The sequence below is a fragment of the Margalitia sp. FSL K6-0131 genome (genome assembly GCF_038008735.1).
Classification (GTDB): domain Bacteria; phylum Bacillota; class Bacilli; order Bacillales; family Bacillaceae_C; genus Margalitia; species Margalitia shackletonii.
On record NZ_JBBOZS010000001.1, the window covers coordinates 890,818 to 914,994 of the forward strand.

The 24,177-nt window shown below is 37.9% G+C and carries 14 protein-coding genes and 1 riboswitch; of the genes, 13 read left to right on the forward strand and 1 reads right to left on the reverse strand.

Annotation, left to right across the window (positions count from 1 at the left end):
• Positions 1-272 precede the first annotated feature (272 nt).
• From NSQ59_RS04470 to NSQ59_RS04530, 13 genes are all read left to right on the forward strand, one after another.
• On the forward strand, positions 273-1,538 hold the full coding sequence (locus NSQ59_RS04470) for an extracellular solute-binding protein (protein ID WP_340829588.1): 1,266 nt from the start codon (positions 273-275) through the stop codon (positions 1,536-1,538).
• Between the two features lie 100 nt (positions 1,539-1,638).
• Positions 1,639-2,568: a carbohydrate ABC transporter permease gene (locus tag NSQ59_RS04475; RefSeq protein WP_445669197.1), complete on the forward strand. Its 930-nt coding sequence runs from the start codon at positions 1,639-1,641 to the stop codon at positions 2,566-2,568.
• A 9-nt stretch (positions 2,569-2,577) separates the two neighbouring features.
• Positions 2,578-3,414 (forward strand): carbohydrate ABC transporter permease, encoded by an 837-nt coding sequence (locus tag NSQ59_RS04480; protein ID WP_126648388.1) that lies wholly within the window; start codon positions 2,578-2,580, stop codon positions 3,412-3,414.
• A 12-nt stretch (positions 3,415-3,426) separates the two neighbouring features.
• Positions 3,427-3,825 carry a hypothetical protein gene (locus tag NSQ59_RS04485; RefSeq protein ID WP_340829592.1) on the forward strand — a complete coding sequence of 133 codons (399 nt, stop codon included), beginning with the start codon at positions 3,427-3,429 and terminating at the stop codon, positions 3,823-3,825.
• Positions 3,826-3,846: 21 nt separating this feature from the next.
• A complete protein-coding gene (locus NSQ59_RS04490; RefSeq protein WP_340829594.1) occupies positions 3,847-5,610 on the forward strand; it encodes a glycoside hydrolase family 2 protein in 1,764 nt (587 codons plus the stop codon).
• A gap of 104 nt (positions 5,611-5,714) precedes the next feature.
• Positions 5,715-7,511: a glycoside hydrolase family 2 protein gene (locus tag NSQ59_RS04495; protein ID WP_340829597.1), complete on the forward strand. Its 1,797-nt coding sequence runs from the start codon at positions 5,715-5,717 to the stop codon at positions 7,509-7,511.
• A gap of 48 nt (positions 7,512-7,559) precedes the next feature.
• Positions 7,560-8,552: a LacI family DNA-binding transcriptional regulator gene (locus tag NSQ59_RS04500; RefSeq protein ID WP_340829599.1), complete on the forward strand. Its 993-nt coding sequence runs from the start codon at positions 7,560-7,562 to the stop codon at positions 8,550-8,552.
• Between the two features lie 230 nt (positions 8,553-8,782).
• Positions 8,783-9,094 carry a helix-turn-helix domain-containing protein gene (locus NSQ59_RS04505; protein WP_055741498.1) on the forward strand — a complete coding sequence of 104 codons (312 nt, stop codon included), beginning with the start codon at positions 8,783-8,785 and terminating at the stop codon, positions 9,092-9,094.
• Between the two features lie 74 nt (positions 9,095-9,168).
• Positions 9,169-10,047 (forward strand): IS3 family transposase, encoded by an 879-nt coding sequence (locus NSQ59_RS04510; RefSeq protein ID WP_244885895.1) that lies wholly within the window; start codon positions 9,169-9,171, stop codon positions 10,045-10,047.
• A 572-nt stretch (positions 10,048-10,619) separates the two neighbouring features.
• Complete coding sequence (locus NSQ59_RS04515; RefSeq protein WP_340829612.1) at positions 10,620-14,066, forward strand: S8 family peptidase; 3,447 nt, start codon at positions 10,620-10,622, stop codon at positions 14,064-14,066.
• A gap of 941 nt (positions 14,067-15,007) precedes the next feature.
• The gene (locus tag NSQ59_RS04520) at positions 15,008-16,720 is read left to right on the forward strand and encodes a transglycosylase SLT domain-containing protein (RefSeq protein ID WP_340829614.1); all 1,713 of its coding nucleotides are present in this window, start codon (positions 15,008-15,010) and stop codon (positions 16,718-16,720) included.
• Positions 16,721-17,459: 739 nt separating this feature from the next.
• Positions 17,460-21,824 (forward strand): S8 family serine peptidase, encoded by a 4,365-nt coding sequence (locus NSQ59_RS04525; RefSeq protein ID WP_340829617.1) that lies wholly within the window; start codon positions 17,460-17,462, stop codon positions 21,822-21,824.
• A gap of 149 nt (positions 21,825-21,973) precedes the next feature.
• On the forward strand, positions 21,974-23,536 hold the full coding sequence (locus tag NSQ59_RS04530; RefSeq protein WP_340829619.1) for an Ig-like domain-containing protein: 1,563 nt from the start codon (positions 21,974-21,976) through the stop codon (positions 23,534-23,536).
• 158 nt (positions 23,537-23,694) lie between these two features.
• Here the strand turns inward: NSQ59_RS04530 and NSQ59_RS04535 are convergent, their stop codons facing one another.
• Complete coding sequence (locus NSQ59_RS04535; RefSeq protein WP_321198631.1) at positions 23,695-23,826, reverse strand: hypothetical protein; 132 nt, start codon at positions 23,824-23,826, stop codon at positions 23,695-23,697.
• A gap of 20 nt (positions 23,827-23,846) precedes the next feature.
• Positions 23,847-23,934: riboswitch (cyclic di-GMP riboswitch) on the reverse strand.
• Positions 23,935-24,177 lie beyond the last annotated feature (243 nt).

The window sequence follows — 24,177 nt, forward strand, 5'->3', positions numbered from 1 at the left end:
TAATTAAATAAGGTTAATGTAAGCGTAATCAAGGAACTGTGGTTATCTACCAAAAGTGAAGGGGGAGATTGTAAAGAAATTCTGGTTCATTGGATACTTGTCCTACAACTGCTGCTTGGAATAGAAATGGGACTGCAACACTTCGATTTTCCTTTAGTAAAAATCATCAGTGAAAAAATAGTAAATATTTATTCAAGACTAAATTGAAAGCGTTTTATATACAACAATCAGTTGAAAGATGAGCATTAATCAAATGTTACGGAGGGATAAAAGTGAAAAAAAGGCTTTCAGCAATTTTAAGTTTGATATTAGTGTCTGCATTAATTTTTGCTCTATCAGGCTGCAGCAGTTCTTCCAGTTCATCTGCAAGTAATAGCAAAGAAATTGTTTTCTGGAACCCATTCACCGGTCCGGATGGCAAGAATATGCAGAACATGATTGATGCGTATAACAAGACTAACCCGGATTACAAGGTTAAAAATATTTCCCTTAAAGAAGCGGATATGTATGCCAAAATCCCAACCGTCGTTAATTCCGGAAAGAACATCCCTGATTTAACGATTGTTCATGCGGAGAGAATCAAACAGTTCGTGGCGCAAGGAATGTTGACGCCATATGATGACTACTTATCTGATTTCCCTGAGATTAAAGCGGAAAATTATATTAAAGCAGGTTGGGATATTGGAGACTTAGATGGTAAGCGATACAGTATTCCATTGGATGTACATAGTTACGTTATGTACTACAATAAAAAACTTGTTGAAAAATATGCTCCACACGCACTAGATGATAACATCGTAACCTTTGATGAGATTAGGGCAGCTGGGGAGCAATCGATGAAAGATGGAATTCGTCCGATCACCCTTAGCTGGATGAAACCTATCTTTTTATCAATCTATAATCAGATGGGCGGAGACATTACGAGCGATGGCGAAAAACCTACGTTATATACAGATACAGCAGTGAAGGCGATGGAATTTATTAAATCATTGGTGGATGACAAGCTCACGAATAAAGATGGGGAGGATGCCACTCAATTATTTAAAGCTGGAAAAGTAATCTTTGAGCCAGAAGGTATTTGGATGCAAAACACGATGAATGAAGTGAAGAATCTTGATTGGGGCTTAACGAACTTCCCGCAAATCTCCACTGATAAAGTAGTAAACTGGAGCTCTTCCCATCAATTTGTTCTATTTAATAGTAAAGCAAGAGACAAAAAGAAGACAGAGGGTGTCGTTAAATTTATTGATTGGGTAAGGCAAAACTCTATTTATTGGGCGGAAGCTGGCCAAAATCCGGCTGCACTGGCGACATTGGAAAATGATAAATACCAAAGCTTGCCACAATCATTCCTAATCAAAGATCCGAATGAACAAAAAACATTAAAAATCTTTGATTATAAATATAACGGATATGTTGCGGATGAAATCGACAAAATTGGTTTCGATTCTATCTTCGGCAAGATCAAAATCGAAGATGCACTCAAAAAATCTCAAAAAACAATCGAGGATAAGATTGCCCAGGATAGTCATAAATAAACAGAATTGTTTTCGGAAGACTGGAAATTTAATAGAGAATTCCTTTTTAAAAGGAATTCTCTCTCTATTCGATATTACAAAGAATAGGAGTTAATAAATGATGAATACGCAACTGAACGAAGTAACCGTATCTCCGACTCTTGTCAAGAAACCTGTGAAGAAAAGTCATTGGAACCTATCTCCCTATTTATATATTGGCCCGCATTTAATCCTGTTTCTTATTTTTTTCTTAGCTCCTACGATATATGGAATCTATATCTCTTTTACAAACTGGGACTTAGTGAATAAGGCGGATTTTGTGGGGCTGGCAAATTATAAGGAAATACTATTTAATCATGAATCTACCTTTTACGACCAATTGCACACTGGTTTATTCAATACCTTTAAATTCGTTTTATTTACTGTACCTGCATGTGTTGTTGTGCCTCTATTGCTAGCCGCTGGACTTCATGCCAAACCAGCGGGGAAAAATATTTTCCAAGCATTATTTTACGCACCTACCCTAATATCCGTCTCAGCGGTCATGATCATTTGGTCTATGCTCTTTAATGTAACATATGGTCCTATTACTCAATATTTTCATACTGAAACAAACTGGGTTGGAGTCCAACCGTATGCGTGGATCACATTAGTGATTGTAACGGTTTGGTGGTGTATAGGCGGTAATATGGTTATTTACCAGGCGGCTCTAAATGGAATATCTAAGGATTTGTATGAGGCAGCTTCCATTGATGGTGCGGGAAGCATACAGAAGTTTTTCAACATTACCCTTCCAAGTATGAAGAACCAATTATTATATACGATTGTCATTACAACAGTAGCCCAATTTAATGTATACGGGCAGCCGTTAATGCTAACAAAAGGCGGGCCAACGAGCTCCACTACCGTTTTGCTAATGTATATTCGCGGAAATGCATTTGGTACAGGTCAATCGATTGCAGGAATCGCCTCTGCAATGGCTGTCATTTTAGGGTTATGTATTATGGTGGTTGCTGCGATTCAATTTTTCTTCTTAAGAGAACGTAATTAGGAGGTGTTCATGTTGAAAAAGAAAAGTTCCAAAATAGTTGCTTTTTTATTCTTATTGCTCATGGCGATCATTTGGATTTTTCCTTTACTGTATACGGTTTTTAGTTCCTTTAAATCAGAAGAGGATATACAAACGAAAGGGTTTACCTTCCTGCCTATCCACTGGGTGATGGTAAACTACCAAGAAGTTTTATTTCATAATACTAGTGCGCCTTTAGCAAAATGGTTTATGAATTCCGTAATCATCGCAGTATCTCAAACCCTGTTAGTGCTTGTGATTGTTTCATTAGCGGCATTTGGCTACACAAGGCTGAAATTTAAAGGTAAGAATGCTCTTTTCCTTTTTTTAATGGCAACGATGATGTTTCCTAGTGTGGTTAATCTCATTCCTCTTTACAAGATTATTGATTCTCTTGGATGGGTAAATAGCTATCTTGCTGCAATCGTTCCAGGTGCTGTTGGGGTTTTTAATATCTTTTTAGTTAGACAGTTTATGACAGGGATACCGAAAGAGTTTGATGAATCTGCAAAAGTGGATGGTGCATCTGATTTTCAAATATTTATCAAGATTATCTTGCCGCTTATTAGGCCAGTTCTTACGGTTGTTGCATTATTTACCTTTACTGGTGCATGGAATGACTTTTTATGGCCATCGATTGTATTTAACGATGTGGATAAAATGCCGATTACGCCAGGATTGCAATTGCTTCAAGGTATGTATGCGATGGATGTTGGTCACGCATTAGCAGCAGCGTTAATAGCATTACTGCCTACCTTTCTATTGTATTTATTTACGCAAAAGTACTTTGTGGAATCACTTTCCTTGTCTTCCGGTGTGAAAGGGTAAAGGGGTGAAATCATGAATAGAAAACTAGAAAAAAGATTAATATTGGTTGGCGCTATTTGGGAAATCATCTCTGGATTGATAACGGTTCTTTTTTATGCAACTTCTATTAAAAAGCAAGGTCTGACTGTCGTCCCCAATATGGAGGCGATGCAATCAATTTTTGGGAGTCTGTATATGTTTGCCGTAACCTTCGGAATGCTTTTTATTGCTATAGGGTTTATTAACTTGTATCTAAGCAGGCAAATGAAGAATGAACATGTAGAAAAGAAAATTCCGATATGGTTTATAATCGTTGGCTTAGCCTCTTACTTTGTCATGGATATATTGGGGGCATTAATGTTTTTATCCGCTGGAATTCTAGCCCTTGCAAAAAATAAGTCCGTTAGAAAATCGCTGGAAGCAGCAAAATAAAATATAGGAGGATTATTGTCTATGACTGTTAAAACAAAACTAGCTAGAAATGAATATCCGAGACCGCAATTTAAGAGAAAAGAATGGATCAACTTAAATGGGGAGTGGGAGTTCCAATTTGATGATGCCAATCTTGGGGAAAAGGAGAACTGGTTCTCCAATCGAACGCTTGCCCAAAAAATAAATGTCCCTTTTACATATGAATGTGAAGCCAGCGGCATTGGAATCCAAGAATTTCACCCTAATTTGTGGTATAAAAGAAATTTTAGCCTGCCTAAATCTTTAATCGAAAAAAGAGCGATTCTTCATTTTCAAGCGTCAGACTATAAAACGAAGGTATGGGTGGATGGAAGTTTCATAGGAGAGCATATTGGAGGTTACTCCGCGTTTTCCTTTGATATTACGGATAAGCTTGCCGATGTGGAAGAGCATGTGGTTGTGGTAAAGGTGGAAGATAGCCAAAGCTGTCATCAGCCAAGGGGAAAACAACGGTGGATGGATAAGAACTTTGGTTGTTGGTATGTACAAACAACGGGGATTTGGCAAACCGTTTGGGTGGAAATAGTGCCGGAGATTTCTATCCAACATGTAAAAATGACGCCAAATATAGATGAAAATTCGATTGAAATGGAGTACTTCGTCCATGTAAAACCGGAAGAGGAAATCCTATTGGAAACAACGATTTCTTTTCATAACCAGTTAGTGCGTAAAACCAAAATAAAAATCGACCGTGGACATGTTAAAGCAAGCATTAATTTATTACAGGAAATTCATGAATGGAAAGTTCATTTATGGTCTCCGAATAACCCCAATTTATACGATGTTGAATTCACTCTGTATAAAAATGATGAAGTAATAGATAGCGTAAAGTCCTATTTTGGAATGAGAAAGATCTCGATTTATAACGGGAATGTCCTTTTGAACAATGTCCCATTGTACCAAAAACTAATATTGGATCAGGGTTATTGGCCAGAGTCCTACTTAACCCCGCCATCTGAAGAGGCTCTTATTAAGGATATTGAGCTTATGAAGGAAATGGGCTATAACGGTGTCCGCAAGCATCAAAAAATAGAAGATCCATTATTTTTATATTGGTGTGATAAAAAAGGATTATTAGTTTGGTCAGAGATGGCTGCTGCTTATGAATTTTCCGATGAAGCGGTGGACTGTTTTACAAAAGAATGGCTGGATATCGTGCAGCAGCATTATAATCATCCGTCGATTGTTACGTGGGTGCCGTTCAACGAATCTTGGGGAGTAAGAAACATCTTTCAAGATCGAAAGCAGCAACAATTTACAGAAGCTATCTACTATTTGACAAAATCGATTGATTCCATGCGCCCTGTTATTGTAAATGACGGTTGGGAGCATACCATATCGGACATTATCACTCTGCATGATTATGAATCTAGCGGTAAGAAGTTCCTTGAACGCTATAGAGATAAAGATATGATTACCAATAATATGATTGCTCACAATCAAGATAAATTCTGTATGGCTGAAGGATATGAATATAAGGGTCAGCCGATTATCATCAGTGAGTTTGGAGGAGTAGCCTTTGCTACGGACGAAGGCTGGGGCTACGGGGAACAGGTTCAATCGGAAGAAGCTTTTTTTGACCGAGTAGAATCCATAACAAGGGCGATACAGGAAACGCCATATGTATGTGGATACTGTTATACCCAATTAACAGATGTACAACAAGAAGTAAACGGATTTCTCACGGAAACTAGGGAGCCGAAAGTTAGTTTGAAAAGAATTAATGAAATAAATGGGTTGAAATAGGAAGGTTTCTTAAGGGAAGAGGGTAACCAAAAGCTAACAAGGGATCCCAAATCCAATGAAGAGGTTACTCCGAAAAACAGCGCATACACATAAGGAGAGATAAAATGGCGGATCGTCCAGAATATCCAAGACCCCAGCTTGTAAGAAAAGATTGGATGAATTTAAATGGGAAATGGAAGTTTGCTTTTGATGATAAGAATATTGGTTTAAATGAAAAATGGTTCGTGGATTCTCATTTTGATAAAGAAATTAATGTACCATTTGCTTATCAAACAAAATTAAGCGGTATAGCTGATCCAACCTTCCATGATATTGTTTGGTATCAGCGTACGTTTGAGGTTCCCGCAGAATGGAAAAATCGTCGGGTAAAAGTTCATTTTGGTGCAGTGGATTACCGCGCCTGGGTGTACGTAAATGAGCAATTGGTTGGTTATCATGAAGGTGGGCATGTTTCTTTTAGCTTCGATATTACAAACTATTTAACTTGGGGAACAGAATCTTTAGTTGTAAGGGTGGAAGACCCATCAATAGATGAAACGATTCCAAGAGGGAAGCAGTATTGGAAGGAAAAGTCGGATGCCATTTGGTATACCCGTACAACGGGGATTTGGCAGACAGTTTGGTTAGAGCCAGTGCATGAAACGTTTATTTCGAAGCTTCGATTTACACCAGATGTGGATCAAGGAGATATAATAGTAGATTTTGAAGTTTCCGGGGACTTTTTAAACAAAATGGTGGATATTGATATCCGGTTTGGGGAGCAAAAGGTCATCCGGGATTCTATTTTGGTAAAGGAAAAGTTTACAAAGAGAACCTTTCATTTGTATAACCACAAAATTTTCAGAACTGGATTTCATCATGTTGGTTGGAATTGGTCACCTGAACACCCCAATTTATTTGATGTAATCGTAACTTTAAAAGACAACCAAACCGTCCTAGATGAAATTCAATCCTATTTTGGAATGAGGAAAATTCATACAGAGAACGGAATGGTATTTTTAAATAATCGGCCATATTATCAAAAACTTGTTTTGGATCAAGGGTACTGGCCGGATGGATTATTAACAGCTCCGACAGATGAAGATTTAAAGAAGGATATTATTTTGGCCAAGGAATTAGGATTTAATGGCTGCAGAAAACATCAAAAAGTGGAGGATCCCAGGTTTTTATATTGGGCGGACCGTTTAGGGTATCTAGTATGGGGCGAATGTGCATCCGTACCTTCCTTCAACGAAGACGCCGTGGCCAGGCTAACGAGAGAATGGATTGAAATAATCGAAAGAGATTATAACCATCCTTCTGTTATCGCATGGGTACCGTTAAATGAAAGCTGGGGAATTCCCAATGTCAGTACGAACAGGCAGCAACAGCATCACTCACAGGCTATGTATCACCTCATTCATTCCATTGATCCTACTAGACTAGTGATTTCGAATGACGGATGGGAACAAACGGAAACAGATATTTGTGCCGTACATAATTACAGCCATGGAAATATTGATGAAAAACAGAAAAACGAAGCATTTGCCGAATCCATTTTTACAAAAGAAAGTATTCTGCAATCGAGACCGGGAACATGGGGAATCTATGCGAATGGTTTTGAACACAAAGGGGAACCAATCCTTTTAACAGAGTTTGGGGGAATTGGTTTTAAAGTAGGGGAAGATGCCGGATGGGGATACACATCTGTAAGTAATGAAGAAGAATTTATTCGAGATTATAAAAGGGTCATGGATGCAGTCTATCAATCTAAAATATTGCATGGTTACTGCTATACACAATTGACAGATGTAGAACAAGAAATAAATGGCCTATTAACCTATTCAAGAGAACCAAAATGTGATGTAAAGCTAATTAAAAAAATAAATGATGCTTGGCATGTGGAAACCATTTGTAAATAGGTGTCCTTATATGAATTAGCTGGAGGTATAAAGGAGAAGTTTAACAAAATGGCCACCATAAAAGATATAGCGGAAAAAGTAGGGGTATCAGCGACTACTGTATCTAGAGTATTAAATTATGATTCAACCTTATCCGTTTCCTATGAAACGAAAAAGAGAATTTTTGAAGTAGCTGAAGAGGTATCTTACAAGAAAAAAAAGAGTCGAAAAGATACTTCTCCAAAGAGAATTGCTTTTGTCCATTGGTATACGGAAAAGGAAGAATTGGACGATTTATATTACATGTCGATTCGATTAGGAATTGAAAAGAAATGTGAGTTTTATGGTATTCAATTAGTTAAGTTTTTCCAAGGGCATGACAAAGAAATGGAGATGGAAGATATAGATGGTATCATAGCGGTTGGGAAATTCAGTAATAAACAAGTGAACGAACTATATAAAATATCCAAAAATATCGTATTTGCCGATTTTTGTCCTGATGATGAAACCTTTGATTCGGTTGTAGTAGATTTTGAAAAGGCGACCAAAAAGGTAGTCGATTATTTTATGAAACAAGGACATAACAAAATTGGCTATATTGGAGGACAAGAGGTTTTTAAAGATCAAACAGCAAAGATTGAAGATTTACGTGAAAAAACATTCAGATTCTATTTATCAAGTAAAGGACTTCTTCAAGAAAAGTATATCTATACAAATCATTTCACTGTAAATGATGGTTATATATTAATGAAGAAAGCCATTGAAGACTTAGGTCAGGATCTCCCAACTGCCTTCTTCGTCGGAAATGATTCGATGGCAATCGGATGTTTACGTGCCCTCCATGAAGAGAAAATAAAGATACCAGATAGAGTATCCATTATCGGTGTTAATGATATAAGTGTATCGAAATACGTATATCCGCCATTAAGTACCGTAAAAGTGTATACAGAATTAATGGGAGAAGCGTCTGTTGATTTACTTGTAGAAAAACTAACATCCCAAAGAACTGTTGCGAAGAAAGTACTTATTTCCACCAAATTAAAGATTAGACAAAGCAGCTAAAATGAGGTGTCTGGCACCACTCGTGGTGGTGGACGCCTATATTTAAAACCATTTTTGAATGAAATTCTGCATCTATGCTTTAATCGTGGGAAAGATTGTGATAATCCCGCGAAATTAAGGAATAATCCCGCCAATTCTTTTTAGCCCCCTTAATCATTTAGACACGATAATACCTTAGGTTTACACTTAATGTATAACATACAAAATGATTCATAGGGAGGTGAAGACCCATGCCTGGAAAGAAAATTGATGTAATTGAAGATGTAAAAAAGAAATATGTTCGGCTTGCGTTAGAAACGGGTAACCATTCTTCTATTGCCCGAAAGGCGGGAATATCAAGAGATACCTTTAGAAGGTGGATGAATGAATATAAAGATGAAATGCTTGATCTAATGGAAAATGAGGGTACAACCATATTATCTGATAACCCCACTAAAGGCGAACTACTAGAAAAGTATGAACAAGCGATGAAATTGCTTGGAGAAAAAGAACTGGAAGTTGCCATGTTAAAGAATTTAATAAAAAAAAACGAATCTCTATAAATTCAAAATTAGATGAAGTGAATCTTTGGGTTGCGGAAGGTTTTCCTGTAAAACAAACGATGAAGGCATTGGAGGTGAGTCGCTCTTTGTACTACTATCATCAGGATATTGAAACAAATGAAAAAATAGTAACGAAGCGAGGGCGTCCTAGTCCAGGTTATTCATTAAGAAAAGATGGATCTATGGTTTCCGACGAACAAATTGAAGAGCTTTTAATGGAAGGCATAGAAGGAGAAGAAGGAATCTATGGTTATCGTAAGTTAACCAATTATTTAAGGGTGGAACATAATCTAGTGATTAACTTTAAAAAAGTGTACCGATTATGTGATAAGTTAGGCATTCTACTGCCAAAGCGCAACGTTTCTCCTTCCTATCCAAGACGACTAGCTAAGCAGCACTCAATTACCGGACCCAACCAATTATGGCAAGTAGATATTAAATATGGTTCGATAGAAGACAGTGGCCGGTTCTTTTTTCTGGCAAGTGCCATAGATGTATTCGACCGTTGTATTGTAGGTTATTATCGAGGATCAACATGTAAAGCCGAGAACATTAATACAATGCTTCAAGAAGCCATTATACGGCGTCAGGTTCATTTGCCACAAGATGAAAAGGAATATAGTATCATTATTCGAACCGATAATGGTCCACAATTTGTAAGTAAAGACTTTGGGGAATTTTGTGAACTCCATAAAATTTATCATGAACGTATTCCCCCAAAATCACCCAATTTAAATGCGTATATAGAATCATTTCACAGTATCATCGAACGGGAGTGTTACCAACGGTACACCTTTGAGTGTTTTGATGAAGCGTATTACCGAATAGATGAGTATATGGAATTTTATAATCACCGAAGATATCATGGGAGTCTTCATTATCTTTCCCCTACTCAGTTCCATAAGAAATTTAACGAGGTAGGTAGTATGGAAGAAATGGTTATTAATTTGTAGTGAGAATAGGATGAGAGGAAATTGGCCCCTTATTTGGTATAAAAGCAGAACGAATTAGGAGCACGACTTGATATGGAGCAGCGCATGATAACCTAGTTGGTGAATACAGCTTCTTAAGAGGCTGGGTTCCTGGATAGAGAATCATGCGCGAAGAGGCTCCATGTCAAGTCGATATGATACTATCACAAAATTAGGCAAGACAGAGGGGGCAATTTCCATCTTAAACAAAAAAATAAAATACTGCGAAAAGGAAAGATAATAGGAGTATGTGTCTAAAATAAGGGGGCCAACTCGAATTTTTATGATAATCCCGCGAAATCAAGGAATAATCCCGCCAATTTTTATGATAATCCCGCGAAATCAAGGAATAATCCCGCCAAATTTTCCAATAATCCCGCGAAACAGAAATTCATATGCCTAGCAACACCTATACTGTCCACTCCACGCGTACAGAATTCCAAAATGTCCACGATAGGTGCCGGACATCTCGATTTTTGTCGGAAAAAATTTATTCCTTTATTACCATATATTAGTGTATGATATTGCTAGTTTAATATGAAAAGAGGGAATTTATGAAGAGAGTTTGGAAAAAAGTTACTGCTTTGGGCCTCGGTGCCACTCTGGTTGCGACATCATCGTTTCTATCATCAAATGCATGGGCTGCATCAATCCCAACAGTGAAAAAACAATCTATTACACTAGAACATAAGGTGAAGGCATTACAGGATAAAATCGGTGATTCCAAAGCATCACCATTTAGTGAAGACACCTTCTTGGTGAAGTATGGTCCATCTTTCTCTGTTGCCGCTGTTAAGGGAAATGGCAAGGATTTCAATGTCATTGAGAAAGTGGACAAGCTGCAATACATGGTTATCAAGGTTCGCCAAAAGGATAAGTTAGCCAAAGTAATGGAGACCTTCCAAAAGAACAATCGGGTTATTTCCGTAAGCCGAAGTGCAGTATACAAAACATATGGCAGTTTAGGGGATCCGAAAAAGTCTGAACAATATCAATTATCACAATTGAAAATTGATGAGGCTCAAAAATTAGCGGGCAAAAATAAAGTGACAGTAGCGGTTATCGATACAGGGGTTGATAAAAATCATCCCGAATTAAAAGGGATTTTTTCAAAGGACAGCTATAATGTGATCAATCCAATGGACCAAGGAACACCTGATGTCCACGGAACACATGTAACCGGCATTATCGCTGCTAAAAAAGGCAATGGAATTGGCGGATACGGCATTAATCCGAATGTGAATATTCTATCGATCGATGTTTTTGACCGCGGAATGTTTACGACTGATTACAATATTGCGCAAGCGATTCTTTATGCGGTGCAGCATGGTGCGAAGGTAATCAATATGAGCCTTGGTTCATCAGCAGCGTCACCTTTATTACAAGAAGCTGTTGAATCGGCAATCGCCAAAGGGGTAACTATTGTAGCTGCTGAGGGGAATGACGGCATTGATATGCCGAATTATCCTGCTAGCTATGAAGGTGTCATTGGTGTTGGTTCTGTCAACAAATCCAAACAGCTAAGCTATTTTTCTAGCTTTGGACCTTCCCTCGATATCGTGGCTCCAGGGGAAGACATCTATGCACCAATTTATGATCTTGAGAAAAAATCAAGCTTTGAAACATTAAGCGGTACTTCCATGGCATCGCCGATGGTGGCTGGGGTAGCATCCTTACTGTTATCTAAATACCCAAATCTTAAGCCTGAGCAAGTAGAATATATTTTAGAACATACCGCAACAGACCTCGGGGCAAAGGGCTATGATTTAAAATATGGGAATGGCTTGGTGAACCCGGTTGCAGCATTAAAATACAATGTGAAGAAGCTCCCTTCCTTTGTAAAAAGCACATGGACAAAGAAGGAAATATTAGAAAAGGCTGCTGCGTTAAAGTTTTCTGATACCATAACAAAAGAAGGCAATATCACACAGCCGTTTGAACAAAAATGGTATCAGATTCCAGTAGAAAAAGGCGAGTACATTCAAACACAAGTGACAAGTGCTTCTGAATATGACAATAAATTAATGATTCGCTTATACTCAGATGACGAATCGCAATCTCAAACAATAGATGTCAATGATGTAAGAGCAGGAAAGACGGAAGGAAAGCTAATCAAAGCTCCATTTTCCGGAATAATGGCCATCGGTGTGAAGGATGTTAATGGAAATTATGATGATTCCGCGGCTAAAAAAGCAAAATTTAAGCTTTCATTGACTCGTACATCAGTGGCACCGCAAGCAGAGTCGACATTCGAAAAGCCAATTGAAGTAAAAGGATTTCCGTATCAGTCCGAACCAATGAAGTTATTCGGAGAAAATGGCGATGACGACTATTTTAAGTTTAAAACAAACGATGAACAAGCAGTAAGACTTTCGATAAGTGGTATCGTTGGTGTCAGTTCGTCCATTCAAGTATATACAAAAGAATCGCTTGGAGCACTGACAGGTGAAGATGCCGGGAAGGATCAACCTGTATCAGATACGCCAGCTCCATCTATCCCAATTGATCAAATTCCGGCACAGTGGCAAGTAAACAGCAGTGAAATCGGTGCGGGGGGAACATTAACGATTCCTACAACACCGCAAACGGAATACGTCGTAAGAGTAACAAATAAAGTTTCAGTATTTGATATTTGGTCTATGATGGGAATGTCGATCGCGTTCCAGGGGAAACAAGCGGAGCCACAGTCATCCTTATTACCGTATACATTGAAAATAGAAGGAAAGGTTCTTCCTCCTGACGAAGATAATCTGCCAATCCAAGATGAAGGGCAGGATCAAAATAACTTTTATCAAAACATTCTAGATAATGCACTTCCATATACACTAGGCGGTTCCATATCTGGATACATTCAAACAGACAGGGATGAGGACTGGTACAAATTTGTTCCTAGTAAAACAGGAATCTATAACTTCACATTACCTCAACCTGCAAACAATAAACCTTATGTTGAAGTGATGAAAGTAGTAAAAGAAAAGGATGAAAAGGGAAATCCATATATTGATACGCAATATGTTGGAGCGAATGATTCCTTTGATCTTTCAGGATATACGATGAGCGGAAGCTTCTATACTGGATTGAAAAAAGGGGAAACTTATTTAATCCACTTTATGGGCAGCCCTTTTCAGGAAGGCAATGTTTCCTTTGATCCGTACAAACTTGAAACAAAGCTAATTGAAAGTAACCTGGGAGATAAGTATGTATATAATAACGGGGATCCTATCAAGAACATCCCGACCAAGACCTTCCAAGGAACCTTTGCAATACCAAATGAAGATCATCTCTATTATTTGGAAGGAAAAAAATCAGCAGTTTACAGCCTGTTATTTGAAAGCGGTAAGCCAACACCTGAATTACTGCGCAAGTATCCGAAGGAATTACTTTCTGACGTGTATGGAGTTGCGATTATTTATGAAGATGTGAATAAGAACCGCAAACTAGATGAAGCAGATATTGAACGTTCAAGTATTATTGCAAAATCGCTCTATACGGGATCTACTACAAACTATGGATCTTTTAAAGTAACAAAAGGGAAAAACTATATCGTTCAGTTTCTTGGTTTAATAGATGGTGTAACCCCATTATCGTTAGTGCCATTTAAAGCAACAGTTGCACCTGTTTCCGCAAAAGACGAGGATGCAGGATCTGTGGTGAAAAATAATGTACCATCCAAACCATTAAAATTAAAGAAAGTAAAAACAAATTCATGGTCTGCAACTGGCATGTTGAACAGCGGAGTAGGTTTTGGTGACGAGGATTGGTATGTACTTGACCTGAAACAAGCATTTACAGGATACATTTCCCTTGAAACCGGAAATGAAGTCGACGGAGTCATCTCGCTTTACCAAAACGGCAAACGAATTCAGTCTTCCGACTACTATGGAGCTGGCCAAACAGAGTCCATGCCTGTTAAACTGAAAAAAGGCAAATACTACATTAAAGTAAACGACTTCTTTGGCAACTCTACAATCACGCCATACACACTAAAAGTAAGCAAATAATGTGTCAAAAAAATGGTGTCCGCATGATGCGGACGCCATTTTTTAAGAAGAGGGCAGGAATGTGAAACAGGAAAGGGAGGAATATGTGGTCAGATCATGTCTTACAAGAAATTGCGAAAAAGCTTCGTCTCTATCAGGATATATGTAAGCGACTTTTCATTTGATGATGGTTGGTATTCATTAGCCTAGAACGGTTTTTCGCTCCCCCGATCTAATTTAATAGGCCCCTTTCGTATTTCTATGTACTCTTTCTCTCAGTCAATGTGCCCCAAATTCTTTTTTATGTCCCTCGATTGGTTTTTTCACTTCCCCCGTCTAATTTAATGAGCTCCTTTCGTATTTCTATGTACCCTTTCTCTCGGTCAATGAGCCCCAAATTCTTTTTTAAGTACCTCGACCGGTTTTTACACACCCTCGAATCAATTTAATGAGCCCTTTTCGTATTTCTATGTGCCCTCACTTCCAGTCAATGAGCCCCAAATTCTTTTTTATGTCCCCCGATTGGTTTTTCACACCCTCGAACCAATTTAAGGTGCCTCTTTCGTATTTCTATATGCCCTCTCTCCCGGTCAATGAGCCCCAAATTCTTTTTTATGTACCTCGCTCGGTTTTTCGCTCCCCCGAACCAACTTAATGAGCTTCTTTGGTATTTCTATGAGCCCTCACTCTCGGTCAATGAGCCCAAAATTCAAGGGAACTCTAAAAAGGGAGTTTCCTTGATTTAGCAATTTGATTTAACAAGTTTAATCATATCTAGCGCAAGCAGCCATCGGCTAGCGGATTTCTACTACTCCATACTATTAGCGGGCATCCGCTCGTGAACGACCTATCTATGTTTCCTTTATCTCAGTAGAAGACTACGATATCGCAATTAAAGATTCCAAAAATTTCAATTAACAATTATAATAGATTAGGAGAAAACTGAAATCGGGGTGAAATGAGTGAAATTTATACGAATCGCTTTAATCGCAGCTTCCGTTTTTCTATTTTCAACGGTTGGGCTTCACAATGCGCAGGCAGCGAGCAAAACAGACAGTCTCGTAACCTCTGCTGTGAATGCTGGAAAGATTTTATACAATCTAACGACGGTTGAAAATAAAGGGACCGGAAAAAACATACCAACGAAAGAATATAGTACGGCCCAAAAGAAATATAATGCAGCAATGACAGCTGTAAAGAAACAAACAGGCAAGCAAAAGACCGCAAATCTCTCCAAGCTGAAGGACGTAAAAACCAAGATTGATAGAGGGAAAAAATACATTGACGCGGTCACCTATGGAAAAAAGCTTTTAGATAAAAAAGCAACATTAGATAAGAATGTGAACAAAGGAGTAATGGATTCCACAACAATAAATGCCTACACAACTTTATCTACTACTCTAAAAAGCTATTCACCAAAATTCAGGGCTGTATACGGAAAAAAGACCCAAGCTAAAATAATATCACTCTATAAGACGCCAGTTGACAAGGTCCTAAGTGATCTTCAATATCCGGTCGCCGTGAAACAAGCTTTAAATGCAACGACAGCTATGGTAAAAGCGTCTGCAACTCCAAGTAAAATAGCAGGTCAATACAAAATAATTGTTTATAAAATCGACTTAATAAAACAAGCAAACTATAAAAAGCAATTAACTGCTGAGCTAAAACAACTAAATGCAGCAATCCCGGAAAACCTAAATTCAGGTGTCTTTGCTCAATTAATCTCCATCGAAACACAGCTCGAGCAATTAGATGGACTTATTTCCAAAGGAAAATCGGATGCGAAGGTACCGGGACTTTACAAATCATTGAAAACAGAAATAGGGGAGTATACTCCAAAGTCCGATCAAGCCATTTTAAATAAGCGTTTCACGCGTATTATGGATCGATTAAAAGTGAGCACGTCGGAACTGAAAGGTATGCTAACAAGTGCAGCAATTGCGAAAGGTATTCCGCCTGAAATTGTAAAAGCGATTGCCGTTACTGAAAATGGAAAGTTCATACAATTTGAACCAAATGGTGAAGTTTATTCAAGTCCAGATAATGGCCTTGGAATCATGCAAGTGACACCAACGTCTGAGGAAGATCAAGATTTAGTGAATGGGGTAAAATATGACCTTAAATACAATATTGAAACCGGTATCGACATTCTACTAAAAAAGTGGAATTATGCAAACTCTATTACCCCGGTCATTAATCACGGTGAAAAAAACATACTGGAAAACTGGTATTTTGCTATCATGGCCTATAATGGATTGTCATTTAAAAATGATCCAAATAAAAACAGCAATCCATACCAGGTACAAGTCTATACGAACTTGCAAGAAGGCACTTCTATGAAACCGGAAATTCTAACGGGAATAAAAATGATAGAAGACCCGATTACTCATCTGCCATCTTTTAAACAGAAAATGTCATACACAACCAAAAAAATGACAGCATCGACGCAGCTTTTTGCAAAAGGTAAGCAAATAACATTATCTTCACAAGTGCGCTTTAGAAAAGTACCTTCCACTGTGAACAATACGCCAAAAGTATTTCCAGCTGGCACAAAGGTAACCATTCAAAGCGGACCAATGGAAGATGACAATGCTTCTAATCTATTCTGTTGGTATAAAGTCTCTATCAAAGGCACAAGCGGAACTTGGTATGTAGCATCAAGCAATTTACAATAGCAGGGTGTCAGGCACCACACGTGGACAATTTGAGAAATTGCCCGCGTGGTGCGGACACCTTTTTTATCGTTTAGGGAGTCTACGTCTAGAATAAGCAGCCCCACGCATTTGAAACGATCATGTTCCTCCTCACCGCATCACTATAATTCTATTAATATATTAACCAATAGAATTTGTGCGATTTCATCTAATCAAAGCCACCACTTTCCAATCCTCATATCAGCAAACTCATCGAAGTAGTTCTTTCGCATCCATTAAATATAATGTCATTTAATGTAAACCGAATTAATTAGTATGCAAGATTTCGGGAACTAACAACAATATTGTATTTATTTGTATAAGAAAAAATCCGGATGTCGAAAGTCCTATCATTAATTAGCGAAAGATCAGTTTAAAAGAAGAAATCTGACTTAACACAGGATCTCTTCTTTTTTCTATGAAAAAGATTTTCTATTTATTTTTTGCAGTTTTTGGTGATAGAAACCAAAATACAACAGCATCCGATGATTATTTTAAATAAGTATGTCGAAATAATATTTAAAAACTCGCAAAATTATTTTCTGAATATTACAAAAATAGTCAAAAACGCCTATTTATCGCTATTTACAATAGTTTTTCTCACGTGGTACATTTTGTACAGCTTGGGCAAATATTACTATGGCAGGCACATGCTCAGGGATGTTTTATGGGGAAGGAGGAGCAATTTGATATTTTAATATAACTAATTGGGGGGAAGCTAGTGAAGAAGATTAAGAGATTTAGAAAAAAAGTAGCACTTGGAATACTGTCCCTGTTAACCGTTTCCAACATGGCTTTTGGTGCTGGTTTTGCTAGGGCAGAATCAAATTCTGGTGCCACAGATCAGCTTGAAAAGCTTGATCAGACTAAACGTACACAACTTTTAACATCAAAGGATTATAAAGATGGCGATATCGTTCGTGTCATTGTGCAGCTAGAAGGAGATCCTGCCATTACATTACCAACTAAAAAAGGGGTAAGATATAAGGATCTGCCAGAGACAACGAAAAATGCATTACAAACAGAGGTAAAAGAGGAACAAAGCGACTTCCTGTCAGAAGTATCAAAGAAAAAAATTAATTTTAAAGTGCAAAATCAGTTTACTACTGTCGTAAATGGTGTCAGTGGTAATGTGGAATACGGAAAAATTGACGAACTTGAAAAACTGCCAAATGTGGAGTCCGTAAGCATCGTCAATGAATATGAACGTCCAAAAGAAAAACCTCAAATGATTTCCAGTAAAAACATGGTCGAAGCGATTCAAACTTGGAATGCCGGCTATAACGGTAAAGGATTGGTCGTAGGGATCATTGATACAGGAATTGACTCCACACATCCAGACATGAAATTGACGGACACTTCAAAGGAAAAATTATCACAATCAAAAGTAAATGCCCTAATTAAATCTGCTAGTTTAAAAGGGAAATTTTACACAGATAAAGTTCCATATGGATATAACTATGCTGATAAAAATGCGGAAATCCGCGATCTTGGCCCAGATGCTTCCATGCATGGTATGCATGTTGCTGGTACAGTTGGCGCTAATGGCGATGAAAGCAAAAACGGCATTAAAGGGATTGCTCCGGAAGCACAATTGCTTGCATTAAAAGTTTTCGGAAATGATCCTGCTATGCCATCAACCTTTGGCGACATTTATATTAAAGCAATTGATGACGGAATCATCCTAGGTGCTGACGTCATGAATATGAGTCTTGGCTCACCGGCTGGATTTGTAGATTCTAACAGCCTTGAGCAACAGGCGATTGACCGTGCTGTGAACAATGGTGTGTTAATGTCGATTTCGGCTGGTAACAATGCTCAGCAAGGAGATGGCAGTACAACAAATCCGTATGCAACAAATCCTGATATTGGAATGGTTGGAGATCCGGGATTATCTACAAATTCCATTGCAGTTGCATCCATTGAAAATGACAAGATCACATTAGATCAAATGACCATTAAAATTGGTAATGAAACATTACCAATAGCTTATAAAACACAAGAATCACCAAATCCTGTTGAGGTGTTTGGAAAAACATCTGAAAAGGATCTTGTATATGTTGGTGATGGTAGCAAAGCACAATATACAGGCAAAAATGTAAAAGGAAAAGTGGTATTTGTCGTAAGAACAGCAACAAATCCGAACTATTCCGAAATTCAAAAGGAAGCCGAAGCACAGGGTGCAGCAGGCGTCATCATTAGAGGACATGCAAGTCATGGAGATTATGTAAGTATGGCTTTAAGCAGTCCAACTATTCCGCTTGTTTCCATAAGTCAAAGTGACGGGAATACACTAGAAGCGAAATTAAAAGCTGCAAACGGAACTGGAAAAGTAACTTTTACTGGTCAAAAGACAACGGTTGCAAATAGCGCAGCTGGTACAATGTCTACCTTTAGTTCATGGGGAGTAACACCAGAACTGGATCTTAAACCAGAAATTACCGCTCCTGGCGGACAAATTTATTCAACGCTTAACGATGGTAAGTATGGTGTCATGAGTGGTACTTCCATGGCAGCTCCACATGTATCTGGAGGATCTGCACTTGTCTTACAAAGAGTTCATGAGCTATTCCCAGATTTAAAAGGAATTGATCTTGTGAAGCGTGCGAAGACGATGTTAATGAATACAGCAAAAGTCGTTCCTAATCCAGCAAACAGCAATATCCCTTATTCCCCTAGACTACAAGGTGCCGGGCTAATGCAATTGTATTCTGCCGTAACAACACCTGTATATGTCGTGAATAAAGGAACAAATGATGCAAAAGTAGAACTAAAAGAAATCGATAAAGATAAATTCACTATGACCGTTACAGCAACGAACTTCTCTGATAAAGACGTTACTTATAATGTTAATGCTTCCGCATTGACAGATGCAGTAACGGGTTCTAGATTGGCATTGAAGGATCAGGTTATTTCCAATGCTAAAGTGACCGTTGATTCACCTAAAGTTAATATATTAGCGGGTAGATCAGTGGATATCACTGTTCAAATAGACTTAACGAATGCGAAAGCAGATTTGGAAAAGGCAATGCCAAACGGCTATTTTGTCGAAGGCTTCATCACCCTTACAAGTGATGACCAAAATAATCCATTACCGAATATTTCCGTACCATATGTTGGATTCAAGGGTGATTGGAGTAAACCTCCAATTCTTGACAATATGATCTATGATACAAATTCATATATGGGATATTCCGGAATGGTGGACGATCAAGGATATTATCTTGGATACAACCCATTCACGAAAAAGTACAACAAAAACTTAATTGCTATTTCACCGAATGGAGATGGAGAAAACGAAGCAATTGCTCCAGTTCTTGATTTCCTAAGAAATAGTAAAATGGTTGAGTATGCCATTACCGATGCAAATGGAAAAACATTACGAAAGCTTCGCACCGATAATTATCAACGTAAAAACTATGTTGCAGCAAAAACACCTTATTCGTATAAACCATATTACACAGAGTGGGACGGTTATTTGAATAATAAAGTTGCAGCAGATGGTACTTACATTTATCAAATCAAAACACAAGTGGATCTACCTGGAAAACCGCAACAAGTGGTAAAAATTCCAGTTATTGTCGATAATACTGCTCCAGTTGTATCGTCGCCAGCTTATAGTAAGTCCACAGGTATTCTTTCGTTCGATGCTAATGATGGCACCGGAAGCGGATTACAATATATTGATATTAGTATTGATGGGAAAGTTTTAGGCTCGCTTAACCCAGGTACTTCTAAATCATTTAAAGTGAACATTGGTCAAGTTGCAGATGGATCTTCAATTGAAATCACTGCATATGACTATGCTTATAACCATGCAGGATTAGCGGTATCAAGCCCTGGAGACAACACGATTCCATTCATCGTTTCTGATTCACCAGTATCTGCACTTGAAGGTTACGTGTATTCCACAAGAGAAGTGCCGTTAACTGGATACGTCACAGATGGGTCCAAGGTAGATTATTTGAAAGTGAAAGGCGATAAAATTGCCGGATCACCATTGAATATCAATTTAGTGTATAACCCTATAACGAAACAATACGATTTTGGAACTCAATTGAAATTTACAGATGACGGGGTACATGATGTTTACTTTGAAGGAGCAGACGTTGTAGGCAACAAAATTGAATTCAGACGTCAAGTCATTGTTGACACTATAGCTCCAACACTGAATGTATCCGGAATTCCTGAAAATAACTATGTAGCAGCAGATGGCGCCAATCCGGAATTAACCATTACTGTAGCTGATAATTTTGATGATGTACGATTATTGGTAAATGGAAGTGAAGAATATCATCATGATTTCGATGAGCCATTTGAAAAAAGAGCCTTTTCTTACGATTATAAGTTCACTCCTGAATTAAACGAAGGTAAGAATGAATTAAAATTCGTAGTGGAGGACTTGGCAGGACATAAGGTAAACAAAACAATTACGATTTATAAAGGGGAAAAACCAGCAGCACCTTATTTAACATCGCTTTCTGTTAACCCTGGAGAAAATATTAGCCAAGATAATCCAGCTGTCATCACGGCTGAGGCTTCTGATTCTGTCAAGTGGGAAGGAAAAGTCATTGACCCATCTGGTAATGTGATTGAACTTCCGGCTGTAGAAGGAAAAAAATATGAAGGTACGTATACTCCAGATTCATTAGCGGAAAATGGTTTATACACTTTAGTGTTATCTTCTGGTGATGGTGGATTTACTCAAGAAACGACCTTTAAGGTTTTAAATTTCCCAGTTTCGATTGAGTCGATTACAACAGCTGATTCAAAGGGAGCGACTGCTACAAGCTTTACAAAAGATAGCTCCGTCAGCATCAAAGCTGATTTGAAGAACTTAAGTAAAGCAGCTACAAACCCTACAGTAATCGTCCAAATCTCTGATCAAACAGGATTGGTTGTTTATTACAATGAAGTTACTGGTAAACCTCTAAACAATAGTTCGAAAACTAGATTCAATGTGGATATTCCTTTAGAAAACTTTAAAAAGGGCACCTACAAGATTGAAGTGTTCGTATGGGATAACATAGATAATCCAGTTCCACTATCAGAATCTAGCAAAACAGGAAGCTTTAAAGTTAATTAATTAGTAATCAAGTAAGTGGGAGGTACTTGCTGCCTCTCACTCTTTTTAGACAAATGAAGGAATTGTTAAACAAATATAACAGATTAATCTTATGTACCCAATCTGTATATTTTTTTAACAATATCATTGAAAAACAGGGAGTGAACTCATTGAAAAAAAGTATCATATCCATTATTACAGCAATCCTTCTAGTTTTAGGATCAGTCTTACCTGTTTTGGCGGCGGAAAATAATGTTATGCTTACTGTTTCTACAGATAAATTAGATTACGTACCTGGAGACACTATAAATGTTAATGGAAAAGTTTTAAAAAATGGAGCAGCGGGAAAAGGGACAAATCCAACCTTAAGATTTATCGGCCCAGATGGTAATGGAAAAAAGAGTTGTCAATGGTCAGACTCTGAAATAGGTAGCGATGGAACCATTACTTGTAAAATCGTTTTAGGACCTGACGCAATGAATGGATCCTATACTATTCAGGTGAGTGCTGAGTATGCGGCCCCTCAAAAAATCATCGTAAATGTATCAGGCTCTACAGCCGTGAAAACATTGAGTGTTAAGGATCTAAAAGAGAACTATAAACCGGGTGAAAAAGTAGATATTTCAGGATTTGTGTTGTTAGGAAGTCAAGGTGTAAATGGGGACGTCATAACAATCAATATTTTAAAAGACAACAAGGATTTAAGCGGAAGCCCTTTAACAATTAAAAGTGTTGCTTCAGGTTCTTTTGCTAGTTCATATACTTTACCGAAAAATGCAGTAGCCGGTACATATACAGTTAAAGTAACAGCATCAGGTGTTGACCAACCAGTTAACAAAACCTTTACTGTATTAGCGAATACAACTGATCCAGGCTCAGGTACAGGAACAGACCCAGGAACAGGTGGTCCAGGCTCAGGCACGGGAACTGACCCAGGAACAGGTGGTCCAGGCTCAGGTACAGAACCACCAGGTCCAGTTCCAGGCCTTAAAGAAGGTCCAGTATTAAATCCAGTAACATCAGAAGATCTAGTAATTACTGGTTCAGCAGAAAATGGAGTGTTCGTTAATATAACGGATAAGAAGAATTTAAAATTATCAGCTCCAATTGCAGCGAATAAATCTTTCACCATAAAGCTTACTCAAAAAATAAAAGAAGGTACAAAACTATATGCAACAGAAACAGATGAAAGAGGAAAAGTAATTAGTAAAGTGACAGAATGGACTGTCGGGGATAAAACACCTCCAGCAGCACCAAGTGTAAATACTGTAAGCGACCGCGACAAAAAGGTCACTGGAAAAACCGAAGCAGGTGTAAAAGTAACAATTAAAGTCGGTAAAAAGACGCTTGGAGGCAAAACAGCGGATAAAAAAGGAAACTTCTCCGTTTCGATCAAGGTTCAAAAAGCAGGCACTAAGCTTGAGGTAACTGCTACGGATAAAGAGGGGAATACCAGTAAAGTCACTAAAGTAACAGTAAAAGATAAAACACCACCAAGTGTCCCTACCGTAAGCAAGGTGAAGCCAACTTCAACAACAATAACCGGAAAAGCGGAAGCTGGTGCTAAGGTTTATGTAAAAGCCGGTAAGAATATCATCGGTTCCGCAACCGTTGGCCAAAAAGGCAGTTATTCTGTCAAAATTAAGAAACAAAAAAGAGGTACAGTCCTATATGTCTATGCAATTGATAAAGCAGGCAATGTAGGAGATTCAAAGAAAGTTTCTATTAAATAAGGTGTGAGAGACAGGTGCCCCTGTTGTGGGCTCCTGTTTTTTATTATTTTAAATATCAAAAAACGTTGCAATTCAACCAAAATGAACAATTTAGTGCAGGAGTTTGGTAATCCAAACGAAAAAGACAGGCAGCATCGATGGCCTGTCCATAAGGAAGTCTACATATGATAAATAACAATAGGAATAATAGAAAAAATTGCAATAACCGTAATTCCAATTAAACATAAGTTTAATTTTTTTAATTTCTGTTTTTTTAAGTAGACTTCCTCCGGAGTTAAAAATTTCCCCACTTTTAAATACCCTCCTTGGCCTTGGTAACTGGCTGACATTGTTCAACATGAACTTTAGTCCCTATAGCTTTGCGTCATCATTTTTCAACGATTTTGCCGATTCAACCAATTTGAATATATCAAATAGAAGAAATGTGAATAAGTGATAAAAGACCTAAATTAAAAATAAGTCAATCAGACTATTAAAGTATAATTACAAAAAGCCGATATATCATTTTTTCTTAAATAACAATTTCTGTTTACTATATAGAACAAAACCGTTCAACAAAAAGAACGAAATAGTTAGATAAAATGAGAAATAATTAGAAAAACGTAGAATACCCCCATAATTTTATGAATATTCCCCGTTTT

Bases quoted from the DNA above. Each gene is read 5' to 3' on its own strand.
- NSQ59_RS04490 (WP_340829594.1), top strand. From the start codon at position 3,847: ATGACTGTTAAAACAAAACTAGCTAGAAATGAATATCCGAGACCGCAA.
- NSQ59_RS04480 (WP_126648388.1), top strand. From the start codon at position 2,578: ATGTTGAAAAAGAAAAGTTCCAAAATAGTTGCTTTTTTATTCTTATTG.
- NSQ59_RS04500 (WP_340829599.1), top strand. From the start codon at position 7,560: ATGGCCACCATAAAAGATATAGCGGAAAAAGTAGGGGTATCAGCGACT.
- NSQ59_RS04475 (WP_445669197.1), top strand. From the start codon at position 1,639: ATGAATACGCAACTGAACGAAGTAACCGTATCTCCGACTCTTGTCAAG.
- NSQ59_RS04495 (WP_340829597.1), top strand. From the start codon at position 5,715: ATGGCGGATCGTCCAGAATATCCAAGACCCCAGCTTGTAAGAAAAGAT.
- NSQ59_RS04505 (WP_055741498.1), top strand. From the start codon at position 8,783: ATGCCTGGAAAGAAAATTGATGTAATTGAAGATGTAAAAAAGAAATAT.
- NSQ59_RS04485 (WP_340829592.1), top strand. From the start codon at position 3,427: ATGAATAGAAAACTAGAAAAAAGATTAATATTGGTTGGCGCTATTTGG.
- NSQ59_RS04515 (WP_340829612.1), top strand. From the start codon at position 10,620: ATGAAGAGAGTTTGGAAAAAAGTTACTGCTTTGGGCCTCGGTGCCACT.